The organism is Enterobacter sp. MGH 37, from assembly GCF_000534515.1.
Lineage (GTDB): Bacteria > Pseudomonadota > Gammaproteobacteria > Enterobacterales > Enterobacteriaceae > Enterobacter > Enterobacter kobei.
Genome location: NZ_KI973206.1, coordinates 2,072,659 through 2,088,393 on the forward strand (window position 1 = coordinate 2,072,659; position 15,735 = coordinate 2,088,393).

Sequence of the window (15,735 nt, forward strand, 5' to 3'; positions counted from 1 at the left end):
CCTGTTCTGGTTATTATTCATAAGTGACGTCAACGCGTATTTTGCTGGTCACCGTCCCGCCAGTAACAACGCCTGTGTTTTGATATCTGACGTAGAATTCATAATCCGTTATATATGCAGAACCCTCACCACTCACGTCGTAAACGACTTTTGACGTTCCGTCGTTATTTAATACGTTGGCTTTATTTTTTCCGGAAAAAATCACCACGCCGACGTTTCTCGCCGTTCCTGCAGCAGTATCATCGCTTTTAAATACCTGGTTTTGTCCCGGCCAGAATCCTGATTGAGGAGAGAAGCTGAAATTCAGCTTTGCAGGGTTGCCGCTTTCACCATAGCAGTCATCGACATGAATCTTAAAAGGTGTACCGCCTGCATCATCGCCAGGAACATAGCGATCGCTACCATCAGCGTTATAAAACCAACTACGTATAACCGTGGGGAGATAGATTTCTCCTCCATTATCAACGGTTACCTTACAACTGCTATTAACAATGTTGGCGGTAATGTTCGTATCCAGGCCTGAATTTGCCCGGCCTACGTCAGGTAAAAGCCCACCAGCCAGGCCGACAAGCAACACAAGACCGGGCTGGCGAAAGAGAATCGGTAATTGTTGCATGACAATTCCTGTATTACTGATAGGTTACGGTGAAGGTCACAGGCGCAGTTACCGAGCCTGTACCCACATCAGCGATGGTCTTATCCTTCGCGATCACGATACGGGAGTTCATCGGGAACTCACCCACGCCGCTGGTGATGGTAACCGCCTGCGCTGCGGGGGGCGTCTTACAGTTCAGTTGAAGGCCGGAATCCACCGCGCCAGACCAGAGCTCAAAGGCGGTGTTCTGGCCCGCGGCATAAGCGTCCCCGTCCAGGTTATTACCTGAGCATGAGCCGCCTGTACCGGACGCCGCAGACACCATGGCTTTTTTCACGCCTGCACAGCCAGTAAATGAGATCTTCAGCGGTTCTACGCGACTTTTGTTTTCCAGATCAGCTTTATACACATCACCAAAGTTCACCTCAGTGGCATCCGCGCCCGCGCTGTTGGTCACTTTCGCCGTACAGGTGCCAGCGGTGATGGTTGACTGGACGGTTAGTTTGGCGCTGGGGGTGCCTGTAATCGCTGCATTTGCCGTGCCGGTAGCGAAAAGGGCAGCAACGGACAGGGCGAGTAAAGTTGAGTTAAATTTCATTTGAGTGCTCCGTTATCTGCACAAATCATTCGTAGCTGAATTCAAACGTCACTATGGCTTCGAAATCGCCTGTGGTCATTTTGCCGGTTTGGGTTTCTTTCAGAGTCGCCACCAGGGGGATTTCCTTGCTGGTGATTTCCGCCGCGGACCAGACCAGACGCTGAGCATCGTTGGTCGAGTTAATGGTGAACGGTGCGTCCGGGGCGGATGCACGGGCAATGGTGACGGCTGCATAATCTGCACCGCCGCTGGCGGTCGTTTTCGAGTTACTTACACCCGTTAACAGATCGGTGTTCTGCGTACCCTTCACCGTGGTTTTCAGGTCGCTCAGCGAGGACGGACATTCAACGATGGCCAGCTTGAATTCAGCTGTCGCTGTACCGGCCTGCACCTGGTCGAGACGGATTTTGCCCTGTGAGTCTCCGATTTTAAGCGTCTGCTCGGTATTGGAACCTGAGCCGCCAACCAGCTTCATATCACAGGTCGTTTCACGAAGGTTGGCGGTAAAGTTAACCGTAAGATCGGTACTGTGTGCCGTCCCTGAAAGCGTCAGCGCTGTCATGACAATGACAGACAGGCTGAGAAGCATCTTTTTCATATGATTTCTCTTAATTTCCCTGATTACATTTCACATGTTTGGTTATTGAGGAGGGTAATGAGCCCGGCTTTCTCTAAATCGGGTTTCAGCTGATAGCGCACTGTGCAGGAACCGTCCTTGTCACCGCTCCAGACCACGCGGAGCGCGCCGCTGTTCTCGATACCGCGAACATAGGCCTGACCGGCCTGGCCCACGGAACCCACCGATTCATTTTTTTCATTCAGCACGTCAGCGCCCAGTGGAATAAAGCCGTTATCGTTACGCTTAAGCTCAAGAACGACCGAACGTCCTTCGTCGGTTTCAAAATTCACCAGCACGACAGAACCGCTGCGCGGTACGGTGGTGGTGGTGGTATTTTTCACTTCAACGTCGTTTTCGAGGGTCCTGATATCCAGCGAAACCCGGTTTTCCCGATACGCGGACATATACGGCAGAATGCCGTAGCCGGAGTCGTCAATTGTGCCTGCGCCGTAGCCCACACCCGCGCCCTTCGCACCGCTGGCCTTGACTACCGCGATGGCATCGTTATCGCCAATGCTGCCCGGTGCGAAGGCGATACCGCCCGCGTGTGCGACCATCCCGCCGCTGTAAGAGGCGGAGAACTGCTTGCTATTGTCGTCACCAAACGAGGCGGAAACGCCGAGCGGACCATAGCTGCTATTTAGCGAGCTATAACCACTGATTTGGTTCAGGTTGCCGTAGTTACCGCTGCTGGACGACGTACTTACGGAGTAGCTGACCTTGTTATCCTGAGTGTTGCCACTCGCGGAGCTGTTGAAGTTAGTACCGCCTTTAAGATCGGAACGCAGGCCCATGTTGACGTTCGAGAACCCAGCTAAACGCGAGTTGTCCTGCGAGAAGACGCTCAGCGGCACGCTCAGGCTGAGGTAAACGCTGTCATCCTGTTGACCGCGCTGGTCGTAAGTCCGCTGTAACGACAGGCTATAGCTACCGTAGGCGAAGCTGTTGTTGTAGCCCACGTTGTAGTTAGAGTTAGAGCCTTCCCCGTTCCAGTAATCTTGCCAGGTTCCGCTGACGTACAGCGAACCGTAATCCTTTTCAGCCGCCCTCAGAGGCTGGTTGAGGCTGATTTGGATCTGGTTTTTAGTACGCTGGTAGTCATCGTAAAGAGCCGTATTTGACTCATAGCTACGGTTGGCATAGTTCTGCTGTTTGATGCTGTTACGCAGTTGCGCGGCATCGTTCAGGCTCAGATAGTCTTCGGTAGAGAAGCGATAGGCCGCCACGTTGAACGAGGTGTTCGTGGCTTCAATGCGCTTACTGTATGTCAGACGATAACTCTGCCCACTGCGCGTGCCCAGGTCTTCGATATCCGCGTGCGACTGGGTGATGTCCAGCGCGAAAGCACCGATGGGGGTGTTCATTGCCAGGCCGAGGATGCCTGCATAGAAATCCATGTCGGTGTACTGGGCGCCAGCATAGCCCGTGAAGGTATTGTTGAGGCCGTAGTAGAGCGTACCGTAGCCTACCTGGGGCTTGTCGATCAGCGAGTCGTCGTTCAGTTCACCCATGCCAACGTCCCAGCGTGAGGATCCAGGGCGTAGCATCTGGGTCACGGACGAGAACGGCACCGTGAACGTGCGCTTGCTGCCGTCCGCCTCTTCAATGGTGACCAGCAGATCGTTACCGTAGCCCGTGGTGCTCAAATCGTTGATCTCAAACGCGCCCGGCGGTACCGAGGTCTCATAAATTTTATTGCCGCTCTGCGTGACGCTGACTTTGGCATTGCTGTTTGCCACGCCGCGAATCACCGGTGCATACCCCGTTGAACCGTTTGGCAGCATACGTTCGTCGCTATACAGACGTGTTCCGCGCAGGCTCAAGGAGTCGAAGGCTTCTCCGTTGGTAAAGGAGTCACCGAGTACCCATTGCGCGTCAAGAGAGGTGATGTCACGCTGAAGATAAATATCCTGGCTGCTGTAGTGCGTGCCGTTGTCTTTATCCCAGTTCAGACTGCCGCGCGATCGCAGGCGCCATGGTCCCATGTTGAGACCATAGCGCAGGCCCGCATAGGCGCTTTCAGAGGTTGAACCGCTGTTTTCGCTGTGCCAGCCGTTGAGATCGTAAGACAGAAGCGCCGCCGGAATGCCGTTATCCCAAAGGGACGGGTCGACATAGCCTAACGGGCGCTTAACCACGTAAATTTGCGGGAAGTTGAGGTTCAACACCTGCTTAGCACTGTCGTAGTTGACCGACGCTTCAGGATAGAATTTTTTTACATCGATGCAGGTCTCGTTGTCGTCGTCGTCCAGCTCGTCTCCGAGTGCGCGGGTATCCACACCGGACTGCGAGAGCAAAAGCCTCGTAATACAGGGTGTCGCGCGCGGCGTCCCGTTATCTTTAAAGATAATGTCAACCGTCGATTTTAACGTGCCGTTTAAATTGACCCTGGTACGGTACGTACCCGGCGCCACCGGGTTACCATGCGCAAAGCGGCTTACGTCAATATTTGTGCTTCTTGAGAGAAGAAACTGTTCGTTAAATTCGACCGCATCTTCGTTTTCCTGCGCGGTGTCATTAGCTGCGTGACTGTCTGCACAAACATGTAAGGGGAATGCCGTGCCGATCGCAAGGCATAAAAGAGAACGTCGGAACACCATGGCACATCCATTTATCAGTGCGGATAAACATATCCGCAGAGCTCATGCTATCTATTGTTATGTTGTCGGGTGGCAAATTACTTCAGCGTGGTTTCGTGGTTGTCGACCCCACCGTTATCGTTAATTGTTTCGTATGCCACTTTGCCGGTTGTGGTGGTGGTTAATCCTTTGACCAGCATGGCTTTCTCGCTGAAAGGCAGAACAGACTGGTGGGCTACCTCATAGGTCTTTTGGCCCGACTTAAGTTTGACCATTGAAATCGCTACGTTGTACGGGGACTCGTTATGGGCGACGAGGCTGACGCCGTTGCCGTCTTTCTTCATGGTCCAGGTGACATGGTCGGCGGCTTCCAGCGCTGAGCCTTTCAGTCCGTCTGGACGGAAAAAGAATTTAATGCGGGTGCGGAACGCCAGCTGAAGCTGGTTTGTATTTTCGGCGTTGGCATTTTTAGGTTTTGGCGGAATTTCTAATACGTTAAACCAGAACAACGATTCGCGGTCTTTTGGCAGCGACTGACCCATGTAGGTGATGCGCAAAGACTGACCTTGCTTAGGGTCGATACGTGAAACTGGCGGGGTGATCACGAACGGGAGCTTAAGTTCTTCCGGGCTTTTTTCGTCGCGACCGTCGTCCAGCCAGGACTGAACCAGCAGAGGTTTTGCACCACGGTTATCCAGGTTAACGATGACGTCTTTTGATGATTCAGGGTAAACAATGCGGGTGCCAGAAATAACGATATCGGCACTGGCGTGTGATGCTGCAAATACAGCCGTAGTAAACAGCGCGGTCTTTAATCCTTTAATTACGGATGCGTTAAACATATTTTTCCCACTTCCTGTTGGAATGATACGAATAATCCCCCTTAAGCGGGGGATTAATTAAAACTAAAAAAACAAACAGGTTTATTCGTACATCATGGTGAAGGCAACTTGCGCCTGCACGGTACCTGCTGATACTGGGTTAGTGGTTTGATCCCAACCCTGGCCCTGGGTATAAGCTACTTTGTAGTACAGCTTAGCCGCGCCGCTTGTATCAACAGTTGCCTGCTGAGTGTTGTTAGTCTGGTCGATTTTCACCAGATCGGTTTTGGTGTTGCCATCGTTGCTCAGCACGAGGTTAACGTTTTTCGCTGCACCTTGAGCGTTCGCAGGTGGAACCAGCAGGCCGCCTTCGGTAGAAGAAGAACCTGCCCAGGAGTTGAACTGTGCAGATGCTTTAGCCACGGTAGCAGTATCACAACCGGTCAGCGCCAGGTTGAATTTTTTCTGGCCCAGGGTGCTGGTAGTACCCAGAGCAGTGGTGCCAAAATCAGCAACAGATACGGTGTCCAGGGTGACATCGAAATCGTTACCACTCTGGTCAATTTTCTGATCCAGAGAAACTTTACAGGTGGTGTTAGACACCATGCCGTGGAAAGTAATCGTACCCGTGTCATTTGAAGCCGTTGCTGCAACTGCGGAACCTGCGCTCAGAGCCAGTGCAATTGCCATACCCATGCTAACTTTTTTAAAAGACATACCAATATCCATATTTTGAAGTTAATACATTTAAATCAATAATTTTTTGAAGAACTATTGATTTAAAGTCTGAAATGTTATTTCGTGGCGAATTCTAGAGATTTATTTAGGATAAGACTAGTCAAGGGGGGTGATTAAAACTGCAGGTTGGTTTAAGTTTTTCTTAATGGGTGGGAATTATGATTTGAGAATTATATAATATAATTCTCTGAGATTTCTTTGGTTATTTATTTAAATTCTATTAAATGCGCTATAATTGATCGCGGCTTGCGCAAAAAAGACTGGACTCATTTTGATAGTGAATAGGATAAAAATGAGTCCAGGGAAAAGAAATCAGGCGACCTGAACAGGAATAGCTTTCGCCGTGCGCTTCATTTCGTTATCGCCTTCAAAATAGGCCACTTTTGGCTGCCAGCGACGCGCTTCTTCGTCAGACATCATCACGAAGCTGGCGATGATCACGATATCGCCCACCTCTGCGCAGTGTGCTGCCGCGCCGTTGACGGAGATGATTTTGGACCCGCGTTCGGCGGCAATTGCATAGGTAGAGAAGCGTTTGCCGTTATTGACGTTCCAGATATCGATCGCTTCGTTCTCAAGAATACCCGCCGCGTCGAGGAAATCCTGGTCAATGGCGCAGGAGCCTTCATAGTGCAGGTCTGCCTGAGTCACTTTCACACGGTGAAGCTTACCTTGCAGCATTTTGCGAATCATTACGTTTACCTTTCATCTTCCGGGTAGAAAAACTACGCCAGCTCAACCACTTTGTTGTCAATCAGGCGAGCCTGGCCAAGCCATGCCGCCACCAGAATTACCGCACGTTTGCTTGTCTCTGCAAGTTCGAGCAGCGTATCAGCATCGCGGATTTGTACATCGTCAGCCCGGAGACCTTTGTCGTTCAGCGCCTGTTCCGCAAGAGCAATAATCTCTTCTGCGGTTAATGCTTTCGCCAGAAGCTGTTCTGCCATGCTGTTCATGACCTTGCTTAACGCGGGGGCGATTTTACGCTGCTCGGCGGTCAAATAGCCATTGCGGGAGCTGAGCGCCAGCCCGTCTTTAGCGCGCACGATCGGCACGCCTACAATCTCAATATCATATCCCATGTCCGCCACCATTTTGCGGATCAGCGCCAGCTGCTGGAAATCTTTCTCGCCGAAGCAGGCGATATCCGGCTGCACCAGGTTAAACAATTTGCTGACGATGGTGGAGACGCCGCGGAAATGGCCCGGACGGCTGGCGCCTTCCAGCATGGTCGAAATTCCCGGAACGTCCACGTAGGTTGCTTCGCCGGTTCCCTGAGGATAAACGTCTGCCGGAGACGGCGCGAAAACAATGTCCGCCTGACGCTTTTTGAGCTTCTCGCAGTCTTCCTGCAGGGTACGCGGGTAGCGCGCCAGGTCGTCTGCGCGGTCAAACTGCATGGGGTTTACGAAGATACTGACCACCACGATATCTGCACGGGCTCTTGCTTCGTCGACAAGCTTCATATGGCCGTCATGCAGGTTGCCCATGGTCGGGACCAGTGCGATACGTTTACCTTCCTGACGCGCGCGACGGATGTGCTGGCGAAGCAGCGGCAGGGTTTCAATGATTAGCACAACGAGACTCCTTAATGGAAACTGTGTTCTTCACCCGGGTAAACACCGGATTCAACGTCGGCAATATACTGCCTGACCGCGGCGCGCATGTCGCCCGCTTCGGTAAGGAAATTTTTCGCAAATTTCGGGATATGCCCACCGGTAATACCAAAGGCGTCGTGCATCACTAAAATTTGCCCGTCGGTCACGTTGCCAGCACCAATACCAATCACCGGAATCGACAGCGCTTCAGTGATACGTTTCGCCAGTTCAACAGGCACGCACTCCAGTACCAGCAATTGCGCGCCTGCAGCTTCCAGCGCCAGGGCATCATCAAACAGCGTCTGTGCCGCATCGCCACGGCCCTGCACCTTGTAGCCGCCAAAGATGTTGACGGACTGTGGCGTCAGGCCCAGATGGCCGCACACCGGCACGGCGCGTTCGGTGAGCATCTTCACCGTATCCACCAGCCAGGCTCCGCCTTCAATTTTGACCATATTGGCCCCGGCCCGCATGACCGCCGCCGCGTTTTCGAATGCCTGCTCCGGTGTGGCATAGGCCATAAACGGCAGATCGGAAAGCAGGAGGCAGGCTGGCGCACCGCGGCGCACGGCGCGGGTATGGTAAGCAATATCCTCAACCGTGACCGGCAGGGTGGAATCATGTCCTTGTACCGTCATCCCTAACGAATCTCCGACCAGCATGACGTTGATACCCTCTTCGGCAAACAGTTTGGCGAAGCTGTAGTCATACGCGGTGATGGTGGCGAAGCGTTTTTTTTCCTGTTTGCATTTCTGCAGTAAGGAGATGGTGGTTGGTTTCATACTGTTTCCTGATAGCCCAAAGCGAATCTTTGCGCATTCTAACAGTAACATTCCGGGGAACAATGATTTTAGGCAACCGATTAACCACAATTATTTAGCGGCCAACCGGTGGGGGAGAGGTTTACCAGCGAGCGGGTTTTTCCGCGTTCAGGTTGTCCAGAACGGTCTTTAACGAGGTACCGTCCGGGAAGGTGATATCGGGGGCGACTTCAAAGAGCGGCCAGAGCATAAATCCGCGATTTTTCATATCATAATGCGGTACGGTGAGGCGATCGGTATGAATCACCTCCTGGCCAAACAGCATGATGTCGAGATCGAGGGTGCGCGGTCCCCAGCGTTCGGCTTTGCGCACGCGGCCCTGCTGGAGCTCAATGCGCTGGGTATTATCCAGCAGCGCTTCTGCATCAAGGGCTGTTTCCAGCACCACGGCAGCGTTCAGATAATCAGGCTGATCCTGTGGGCCGAGCGGCGGGGTACGATAAAACGACGAGACGGCGACGATCCGGCTTTGCGGAATCTCGCCCAGCGCCTTTACGGCAGCGTTAACCTGCTCCAGCGGAGAGGCTAAGTTACTGCCGATGGCGATACAGGCGAGTGTCATGCTGAACCTTCACGACGCGGCGCACGTTTGCGCGGACGACGATGACGGCGACGCGGTGCGGGCTCTTCATCCAGCCCGGTCAGCATATCCTTCTGTTCCGGCGGAGCGGAAACCTGGAATTCAGCCCACCACTGCGCCAGACGCTGCAGCTCCTGATTGCGTTCAATTTCCGCACGCAGGGACAGCAGATCGAACGCGGCGCGGAACTTTGGATGTTCCATCAGTTTCCAGGCGCGTTTGCCCTGGCGACGGGACATGCGCAGCTGAAGCTGCCAGATGTCGCGCACCAGCGTGGTAATACGTTTCGGGATCGCCAGCGTACGGCACCCTTCGTCCAGCACGTCGTTTGCGGCCAGCGCGAAGGCATCGTAATAGGCCAGGCCGCTCTCCTGAGTAATTCTTTGCGCGGTTTCCAGCAGGGGATACCAGAACATCGCCGCAAACAGGAATGCCGGGTTCACGCGCATGTCATTCTGGATGCGGGTGTCGGTATTTTTCAGCACCTGCGCAATCATGCGCTCCATCGGGCTGTCACCGTTTTCGGTGAAGTAGCGCGTAATGGTCGGGAACAGCGGCTGGAACAGGTTGTATTCGCGCAGCAGCTTGTAGGTTTCAAACCCGTAGCCAGCCTGCAATAGCTTCAGCGCTTCTTCAAACAGACGGGCAGGCGGCACGTCGTTGATCAGCGTCGCCAGACGCGGGATCGGCTCTGCCGTCTCCGGGCTGATGCGCATGTTGAGCTTGGCGGCGAAACGCACGGCACGCAGCATACGCACAGGATCTTCGCGATAACGCGTTTCTGGCGTGCCGATCAGGCGGATCAGGCCCTCTTTCAGGTCCTGCATACCGCCCACGTAATCACGCACGGTGAAATCCGCCACGCTGTAATAGAGGCTGTTGATGGTGAAGTCGCGGCGCTGGGCATCTTCTTCGATAGAACCGAAAATATTGTCACGCAGCAACATACCGTTCTGGCCGCGCTGGGAGGTCGTGCGATCGGATGCGCCCGCTTCGTGGTGGCCGCGGAAGGTCGCCACTTCGATAATTTCTGGCCCAAACATGACGTGAGCAAGACGGAAACGGCGGCCAACAAGACGACAGTTACGGAATAACTTGCGCACCTGCTCAGGCGTGGCGCTGGTCGTCACGTCGAAATCTTTTGGTTTTTTGCCCAGCAGTAAATCACGCACCCCACCGCCAACGAGATAGGCCTCGTAGCCCGCTTTATTCAGACGATAGAGCACCTTGAGGGCATTTTCACTGATATCTTTGCGGGAAATAGTGTGCTGCTCACGCGGAATAACCGACATGTGTGGCTGTGCAATAGCATCGTTCGCCATGCTCTCTTCGCGGCTTAGCACTTTACGGCAAAAATTAGCGACTCGGGTAAAAATGGTACACCTCGTAGTGTGTTTTGTTATGAAAAAAGCGGCTAATCATAGCTCAGCGCAACGCATTTGAGAATGCTGGATTTTTGGCACCGCCGTGAGCGTCCATTGCGCGATGGCCATTTTCAGCAGTTCGTCAATACGCAGATCCTGCCATTCGTGGGTTACATTTTGGTTGAGAAATCGCAGCGCGTCGATCAAAACAGGACGCGGATCGCCGTCTGGCAGGGCTGGGGCGTGGTTTTGCTTGGACAGTTTAATGCCCTGCGCATTGACCGCCAGCGGCAAATGAAGATAACCCGGTACCGTCCAGCCAAACTGCTGATACAGCGATATTTGCCGCACGGTAGGTTCGACCAGGTCTGCCCCACGCACAATTTCCGTGACGCCCTGGAAATGGTCGTCGACGACCACGGCCAGGTTATAAGCAAACAGACCATCACGACGGTGAATAATAAAATCTTCGCGCGCCAGACGTTCATCGGCACGGATCTCTCCGGAGAGCAGATCGTGGAAACGGGTGACGGGCGCACGTTGCAGCAGGCGCACGGCGGCGTTCTCCGGGGGATGATTGAGCGTGCGGCAGTGCCCGTCATAGACGCCGCCAACGCTCTGGATACGCGCGCGGGTGCAGGTGCAGTTGTAGGAAAGCCCTTGCTCAGCGAGCCAGGCCAGACGCTCCCGATACGCCTCGTGGCGTTTTGACTGCCAGAGAACCTCGCCGTCCCAGTGCAGGCCGTAATGTTCCAGCTGACGCAGTATGGTCTCTGCAGCACCGGGAACTTCACGCGGCGGGTCAATATCTTCTATGCGGACGAGCCATTTGCCCTGGCTGGCGCGAGCCTGCAGGTAGCTGCCGAGCGCGGCAATTAATGAGCCGAAGTGTAATTCACCGGAGGGAGATGGCGCGAAGCGCCCGATATAGTGTGATTCAGACATATCAACGTTAACAAGGCGGGAGAGACTCCCGCCTTTGGAGTGGGTAAACAGCGCTGGTATTAACCGGCCATCTGTTTTTCGCGGATTTCGGCCAGTGTTTTACAGTCGATGCACAGATCGGCGGTTGGACGCGCTTCCAGGCGACGAATACCGATTTCAACACCGCACGATTCGCAGTAGCCAAAATCTTCGTCTTCGACTTTTTTCAGCGTTTTCTCGATCTTTTTGATCAGTTTGCGTTCGCGGTCACGGTTACGCAGTTCGAGGCTGAACTCTTCTTCCTGAGCGGCACGGTCTACCGGATCCGGGAAGTTTGCAGCTTCATCCTGCATATGCGTAACGGTGCGATCGACTTCATCCCTGAGTTGATTACGCCATGCTTCAAGAATACGCTTGAAGTGCGACAGCTGGGCTTCGTTCATATACTCTTCGCCCGGTTTCTCTTGATACGGCTCCACCCCAGCGATGGCGAGAATACTCAGGGACGATGTTTTACGGTTTTGCCCTTCTTGCATGTTGCTTCTCCTTAACACGCACTATCGATCCCCGTGTTGGGGGAAAAATCAGGTCGCTATAAATAGCAGATGCTTTTCCGTATGGCAATTATCTAAACGTAACACTTGACAAGCCTGTGAGGAAAAGCGTATTTGCGCACGCGGCCAGAACACATAATCATCAATCGTCTAATCCCTTATAAGACAATGGGAAGAGAGGATCTCAGAGTCATATTATCGGCAGAAAGTTCCGCCTTATAAGCGAAAACCTCTACCCCCTGCTTTTGTGCCTCATTCAACAATTGCGCGTATTTAGGGTCAATATGACGGGCAGGGGAGAACCGTTCAATGGCTGAATGCAGTACCGCAAACAGCAGTACGGCGCGTTTGCCCGCCGCCGCAACACTCATTAGCTCCCGCAGGTGCTTCTGTCCACGTAGCGTAACCGCATCCGGGAAGTAGCCATTTTCCTGTTCCGCTAACGTCACTGATTTTACTTCAATATAGCACTCCGGCCTGTCTTCCGCCTGTAACATGAAGTCAATTCTGCTGCTTTCATCGCCATATTTCACTTCACTTTTATGCGTACCATAACCCACCAGTTCGGGAATAGTGCCATGGGTCAGCGCTTCCTTAACCAGCTGATTGGCGCGCAGGGTATTAACGCAAATAAATGCCCCACTTTGTGTCTCAGTTATTTCCCAGGTATGGGGATATTTGCGTTTAGTATTTTCTGAAGTGGAATACCAGACCGTGTCACCCGGCGTGGCGCAACCGGTCATGGCTCCGGTGTTGGGGCAGTGCAGAGTGAGCGTTTTCCCCTCAGGTGTCACCACGTCGGCGAGGAAGCGTTTGTAGCGTTGGATCAGCGTGGCGGGCTGGAGTGCAGGGCTAAACTTCATCAGGATTCCTTCATCGTGTCGCCCAGCGTCCAGCGCTGTAGCGGCGTATAGCGTGTGCGTCCTTGAGCAAAGACAGATTCATAAAGCGCGAATGCATTGACCGGGAAAGCCCAGTGAAAACCCGGGGCCGGGAGGGCAACGGCCTGACCGGCATCGCGCAGCAGCGTGATATGCGGATGAAATGGCTGCGGGCTCTGATAACAGCCGCTGCGCGCCGCCTGCGCGCGCAGCATATTCGCCAGCTGCAATAATCCGCGCGGTGGCTGGCGCGTGCCCAGCCAGACCACGCGCGAACGTAGCCATTGCCCTGCATCGTCGAGGTGCAGCGTAAACGGCGGCTGAGAAATCCGCCCGGCCATGGCGGCTAACGCCCGCTGTTTCCCGGCACTTACGTCGCCCAGGAATGCCAGCGTCAGATGCAGGTTCGCGGCCGCAACGGGCCGACCTGCTTCCGGTGGAAAATGTTCAGCGCGCCAGCGAACGATTTGCCGCTGAACAGGGGCGGGCAGCTCAATGGCAAAAAACAGTCGTTTTGACTCAGACATACGGGGGACTCGGTAATGATATGCGCCGATGCTACAATGTACGCCGACTAATGTTAACCCTCTGGAGCTGTTAGTGTCCTCATTGCCGGTCGCCGTCGTCCTTCCCGAGCTTCTTGCCGCCTTACACCACGCCCCGCAGGTTTTGCTTAACGCGCCTACGGGGGCGGGCAAATCCACCTGGCTGCCGCTACAGATCCTCAAAGAAGGGAAGATTGCCGGAAAAATCATCCTGCTGGAGCCGCGCAGGCTCGCCGCACGCAACGTGGCGCAGCGACTGGCGGAACTGCTGAACGAAAAACCGGGCGAAACGGTAGGTTATCGGATGCGTGCCGAAACCTGCGTTGGCCCGTCCACGCGCCTTGAAGTGGTTACCGAGGGCATTCTCACCCGCATGCTGCAAAACGATCCGGAACTGACCGGCGTGGGGCTGGTGATCCTGGATGAATTCCACGAACGCAGCCTGCAGGCGGATCTGGCCCTGGCGCTGTTGCTGGACGTCCAGCAGGGGCTGCGCGACGACCTACGGCTGCTCATTATGTCGGCGACGCTGGATAACGCGCGGCTGCAGCAGACGCTGCCTGATGCCCCAGTGATTGCCTCCGAAGGTCGTGCATTCCCGGTGGAGCGGCGCTATCAGCCGCTACCTGCCCATCAGCGTTTTGACGAAGCGGTGGCTGTCGCCACGGCTGAACTGCTTCGTCAGGAGCCGGGGTCGCTGCTGCTATTTTTACCCGGTGTGGGAGAAATCCAGCGCGTACAGGAGCAACTGGCATCACGGGTGAGTAGCGACATTATTCTGTGTCCGCTCTATGGCGCGTTGTCGCTGGCCGATCAGCGTAAAGCGATCCTTCCCGCCCCGGCGGGGCAGCGCAAAGTGGTGCTGGCGACCAATATCGCGGAAACCAGTTTGACCATCGAAGGCATTCGCCTGGTGGTGGATAGCGCCCAGGAGAGGGTGGCCAGTTTTGACCCGCGCACCGGGCTGACTAAGCTGCTCACGCAGCGCCTCAGCCAGGCGTCGATGATCCAGCGTGCGGGCCGTGCCGGGCGTCTTGCGCCGGGCATTTGTCTGCATTTGACCAGCGCGGAGCAAGCTGAGCGTGCCGCACAGCAAAGCACGCCAGAAATTTTACAAAGTGATTTGTCTGGCCTGGTGATGGATCTCCTGCAATGGGGCTGTCCTGATCCTGCCCAGCTCACATGGCTCAACCCTCCGCCAGCGGTTAACCTCACGGCGGCGCGCAGCCTGCTGACTCAGCTTGGCGCGCTGGAAGGCGAGCGTCTGACGGCGCGCGGGCAGAAAATGGCGGCGCTGGGTAACGATCCGCGTCTGGCTGCTATGCTGGTGGCCGCGCAGGGGAACGATGAAATTGCCACGGCGGCAAGGCTGGCGGCTATCCTTGAGGAGCCGCCGCGCGGTGGCACTAGCGATCTGGGACAGGCATTTTCGCGTAATCAGGGGAACTGGCAGCAGCGGGCGCAGCAGCTGGCCAAACGCCTGAATAGCCGGGGCGGTTCACCTGACAGCGATAAAATTGCCTCCCTGCTGTCAGAGGCCTTCCCGGACAGAATTGCCCGCCGCCGCGGGCTGGACGAGCGCTATCAGCTGGCAAACGGCATGGGGGCGATGCTGGACAGCGATGATGCGTTAACGCGTCACGAATGGCTGATTGCCCCGCTTTTGCTTCAGGGGAGCCACTCTCCTGACGCACGTATTTTACAGGCGTTTGCCGTAGACATTGATGCGCTGACCCGCGCTTGTCCGCAGCTGCTGCAGCAGTCCGATATCGTGGAATGGGATGAGACTCAGGGCACGCTAAAGGCGTTTCGCCGCAGTCAGATTGGCAAACTGACGCTCGGGACGAAACTGCTGGCGAAGCCGTCAGAAGAAGAGTTACACCAGGCGATGCTGAACGGCATCCGGGAAAAAGGGCTGAGCGTACTGAACTGGACGCCGGAAGCTGAACAGTATCGTATACGCCTGCACTGCGCCGCGAAGTGGCTGCCGGAACACGGCTGGCCAGCGGTGGATGATGAGACGCTGCTGGCTACGCTTGAGCACTGGCTACTGCCGCAAATGAGCGGCGTACACTCCTTGCGTGCGCTCAAGGCGCTTGATGTTAAGACCGCGTTACAGAATTTACTGGACTGGTCATTACGTCAACGTCTGGATAGTGAGCTGCCTGGGCATTACACTGTGCCCACCGGGAGCCGGATTGCCATTCGTTATCATGAGGATAATCCTCCGGCGCTGGCGGTACGGATGCAGGAGATGTTTGGTGAAGCCACCACACCGTCTATCGCAGAAGGGCGTGTGCCGTTGGTGCTTGAGCTGCTGTCGCCTGCGCAGCGTCCGCTGCAGATCACCCGCGATCTGGGCGCGTTCTGGGCGGGAAGTTACCGGGACGTGCAGAAAGAGATGAAAGGGCGCTATCCCAAACACGTCTGGCCGGACGATCCGGCGAATACGGCGCCGACACGGCGGACGAAGAAGTATTCGTGAATCAGGGGAAGAGGGGAGTGCGGCCTGGATTGT

The 15,735-nt window shown here is 54.9% G+C and carries 16 protein-coding genes; 1 reads left to right on the plus strand and 15 read right to left on the minus strand.

From position 1 onward, the window contains the following. Window positions 1-13: 13 nt before the first annotated feature. From L383_RS01520 to thpR, 15 genes are all read right to left on the minus strand, one after another. Window positions 14-616, minus strand: a complete 603-nt coding sequence (locus tag L383_RS01520) for a fimbrial-like protein (RefSeq protein WP_014882592.1) — start codon at window positions 614-616, stop codon at window positions 14-16. Between the two features lie 13 nt (window positions 617-629). After that, window positions 630-1,193 (minus strand): fimbrial protein, encoded by a 564-nt coding sequence (locus L383_RS01515; RefSeq protein WP_014882593.1) that lies wholly within the window; start codon window positions 1,191-1,193, stop codon window positions 630-632. Between the two features lie 25 nt (window positions 1,194-1,218). Further along, window positions 1,219-1,791, minus strand: a complete 573-nt coding sequence (locus L383_RS01510) for a fimbrial protein (protein WP_023332110.1) — start codon at window positions 1,789-1,791, stop codon at window positions 1,219-1,221. 23 nt (window positions 1,792-1,814) lie between these two features. After that, a complete protein-coding gene (locus tag L383_RS01505; protein WP_023332111.1) occupies window positions 1,815-4,412 on the minus strand; it encodes an outer membrane usher protein in 2,598 nt (865 codons plus the stop codon). 77 nt (window positions 4,413-4,489) lie between these two features. Then, the gene (locus L383_RS01500; protein ID WP_023332112.1) at window positions 4,490-5,233 is read right to left on the minus strand and encodes a fimbrial chaperone; all 744 of its coding nucleotides are present in this window, start codon (window positions 5,231-5,233) and stop codon (window positions 4,490-4,492) included. 81 nt (window positions 5,234-5,314) lie between these two features. Then, window positions 5,315-5,929 (minus strand): fimbrial protein, encoded by a 615-nt coding sequence (locus L383_RS01495; RefSeq protein ID WP_023332113.1) that lies wholly within the window; start codon window positions 5,927-5,929, stop codon window positions 5,315-5,317. Between the two features lie 333 nt (window positions 5,930-6,262). Beyond that, window positions 6,263-6,643: an aspartate 1-decarboxylase gene (panD, locus tag L383_RS01490; protein ID WP_014882598.1), complete on the minus strand. Its 381-nt coding sequence runs from the start codon at window positions 6,641-6,643 to the stop codon at window positions 6,263-6,265. A gap of 32 nt (window positions 6,644-6,675) precedes the next feature. After that, on the minus strand, window positions 6,676-7,527 hold the full coding sequence (gene panC / locus L383_RS01485; protein WP_014882599.1) for a pantoate--beta-alanine ligase: 852 nt from the start codon (window positions 7,525-7,527) through the stop codon (window positions 6,676-6,678). A gap of 11 nt (window positions 7,528-7,538) precedes the next feature. Then, window positions 7,539-8,330 carry a 3-methyl-2-oxobutanoate hydroxymethyltransferase gene (gene panB / locus L383_RS01480; RefSeq protein ID WP_014882600.1) on the minus strand — a complete coding sequence of 264 codons (792 nt, stop codon included), beginning with the start codon at window positions 8,328-8,330 and terminating at the stop codon, window positions 7,539-7,541. 121 nt (window positions 8,331-8,451) lie between these two features. After that, entirely contained in the window at window positions 8,452-8,931 is a 480-nt protein-coding gene (gene folK / locus L383_RS01475; protein WP_014882601.1) for a 2-amino-4-hydroxy-6-hydroxymethyldihydropteridine diphosphokinase, read from the minus strand. Then, the gene (gene pcnB, locus L383_RS01470; protein WP_072093610.1) at window positions 8,928-10,325 is read right to left on the minus strand and encodes a polynucleotide adenylyltransferase PcnB; all 1,398 of its coding nucleotides are present in this window, start codon (window positions 10,323-10,325) and stop codon (window positions 8,928-8,930) included. The genes folK and pcnB overlap by 4 nt, the downstream gene beginning before the upstream one ends. A 42-nt stretch (window positions 10,326-10,367) precedes the next feature. Then, window positions 10,368-11,258: a tRNA glutamyl-Q(34) synthetase GluQRS gene (gene gluQRS, locus L383_RS01465; protein WP_014882603.1), complete on the minus strand. Its 891-nt coding sequence runs from the start codon at window positions 11,256-11,258 to the stop codon at window positions 10,368-10,370. Between the two features lie 59 nt (window positions 11,259-11,317). Then, window positions 11,318-11,773 carry an RNA polymerase-binding protein DksA gene (gene dksA / locus L383_RS01460; RefSeq protein ID WP_001155232.1) on the minus strand — a complete coding sequence of 152 codons (456 nt, stop codon included), beginning with the start codon at window positions 11,771-11,773 and terminating at the stop codon, window positions 11,318-11,320. 176 nt (window positions 11,774-11,949) lie between these two features. Next, entirely contained in the window at window positions 11,950-12,654 is a 705-nt protein-coding gene (gene sfsA / locus L383_RS01455; RefSeq protein ID WP_023332114.1) for a DNA/RNA nuclease SfsA, read from the minus strand. After that, complete coding sequence (gene thpR / locus L383_RS01450; RefSeq protein WP_023332115.1) at window positions 12,654-13,199, minus strand: RNA 2',3'-cyclic phosphodiesterase; 546 nt, start codon at window positions 13,197-13,199, stop codon at window positions 12,654-12,656. Before thpR ends, sfsA begins: the two co-directional genes overlap by 1 nt. A gap of 73 nt (window positions 13,200-13,272) precedes the next feature. On the opposite strand from thpR, the gene hrpB reads away from it, so the two are divergent. Then, window positions 13,273-15,702 (plus strand): ATP-dependent helicase HrpB, encoded by a 2,430-nt coding sequence (gene hrpB / locus L383_RS01445; RefSeq protein ID WP_023332116.1) that lies wholly within the window; start codon window positions 13,273-13,275, stop codon window positions 15,700-15,702. Window positions 15,703-15,735: the final 33 nt, after the last annotated feature.

What these genes read in the sequence shown, in the direction of transcription:
- L383_RS01500 (WP_023332112.1), bottom strand. Translation starts at nt 5,233, where the DNA reads ATGTTTAACGCATCCGTAATTAAAGGATTAAAGACCGCGCTGTTTACT.
- panB (WP_014882600.1), bottom strand. Translation starts at nt 8,330, where the DNA reads ATGAAACCAACCACCATCTCCTTACTGCAGAAATGCAAACAGGAAAAA.
- gluQRS (WP_014882603.1), bottom strand. Translation starts at nt 11,258, where the DNA reads ATGTCTGAATCACACTATATCGGGCGCTTCGCGCCATCTCCCTCCGGT.
- L383_RS01495 (WP_023332113.1), bottom strand. Translation starts at nt 5,929, where the DNA reads ATGTCTTTTAAAAAAGTTAGCATGGGTATGGCAATTGCACTGGCTCTG.
- dksA (WP_001155232.1), bottom strand. Translation starts at nt 11,773, where the DNA reads ATGCAAGAAGGGCAAAACCGTAAAACATCGTCCCTGAGTATTCTCGCC.
- L383_RS01510 (WP_023332110.1), bottom strand. Translation starts at nt 1,791, where the DNA reads ATGAAAAAGATGCTTCTCAGCCTGTCTGTCATTGTCATGACAGCGCTG.
- sfsA (WP_023332114.1), bottom strand. Translation starts at nt 12,654, where the DNA reads ATGAAGTTTAGCCCTGCACTCCAGCCCGCCACGCTGATCCAACGCTAC.
- L383_RS01515 (WP_014882593.1), bottom strand. Translation starts at nt 1,193, where the DNA reads ATGAAATTTAACTCAACTTTACTCGCCCTGTCCGTTGCTGCCCTTTTC.
- panD (WP_014882598.1), bottom strand. Translation starts at nt 6,643, where the DNA reads ATGATTCGCAAAATGCTGCAAGGTAAGCTTCACCGTGTGAAAGTGACT.
- thpR (WP_023332115.1), bottom strand. Translation starts at nt 13,199, where the DNA reads ATGTCTGAGTCAAAACGACTGTTTTTTGCCATTGAGCTGCCCGCCCCT.
- L383_RS01520 (WP_014882592.1), bottom strand. Translation starts at nt 616, where the DNA reads ATGCAACAATTACCGATTCTCTTTCGCCAGCCCGGTCTTGTGTTGCTT.
- folK (WP_014882601.1), bottom strand. Translation starts at nt 8,931, where the DNA reads ATGACACTCGCCTGTATCGCCATCGGCAGTAACTTAGCCTCTCCGCTG.
- L383_RS01505 (WP_023332111.1), bottom strand. Translation starts at nt 4,412, where the DNA reads ATGGTGTTCCGACGTTCTCTTTTATGCCTTGCGATCGGCACGGCATTC.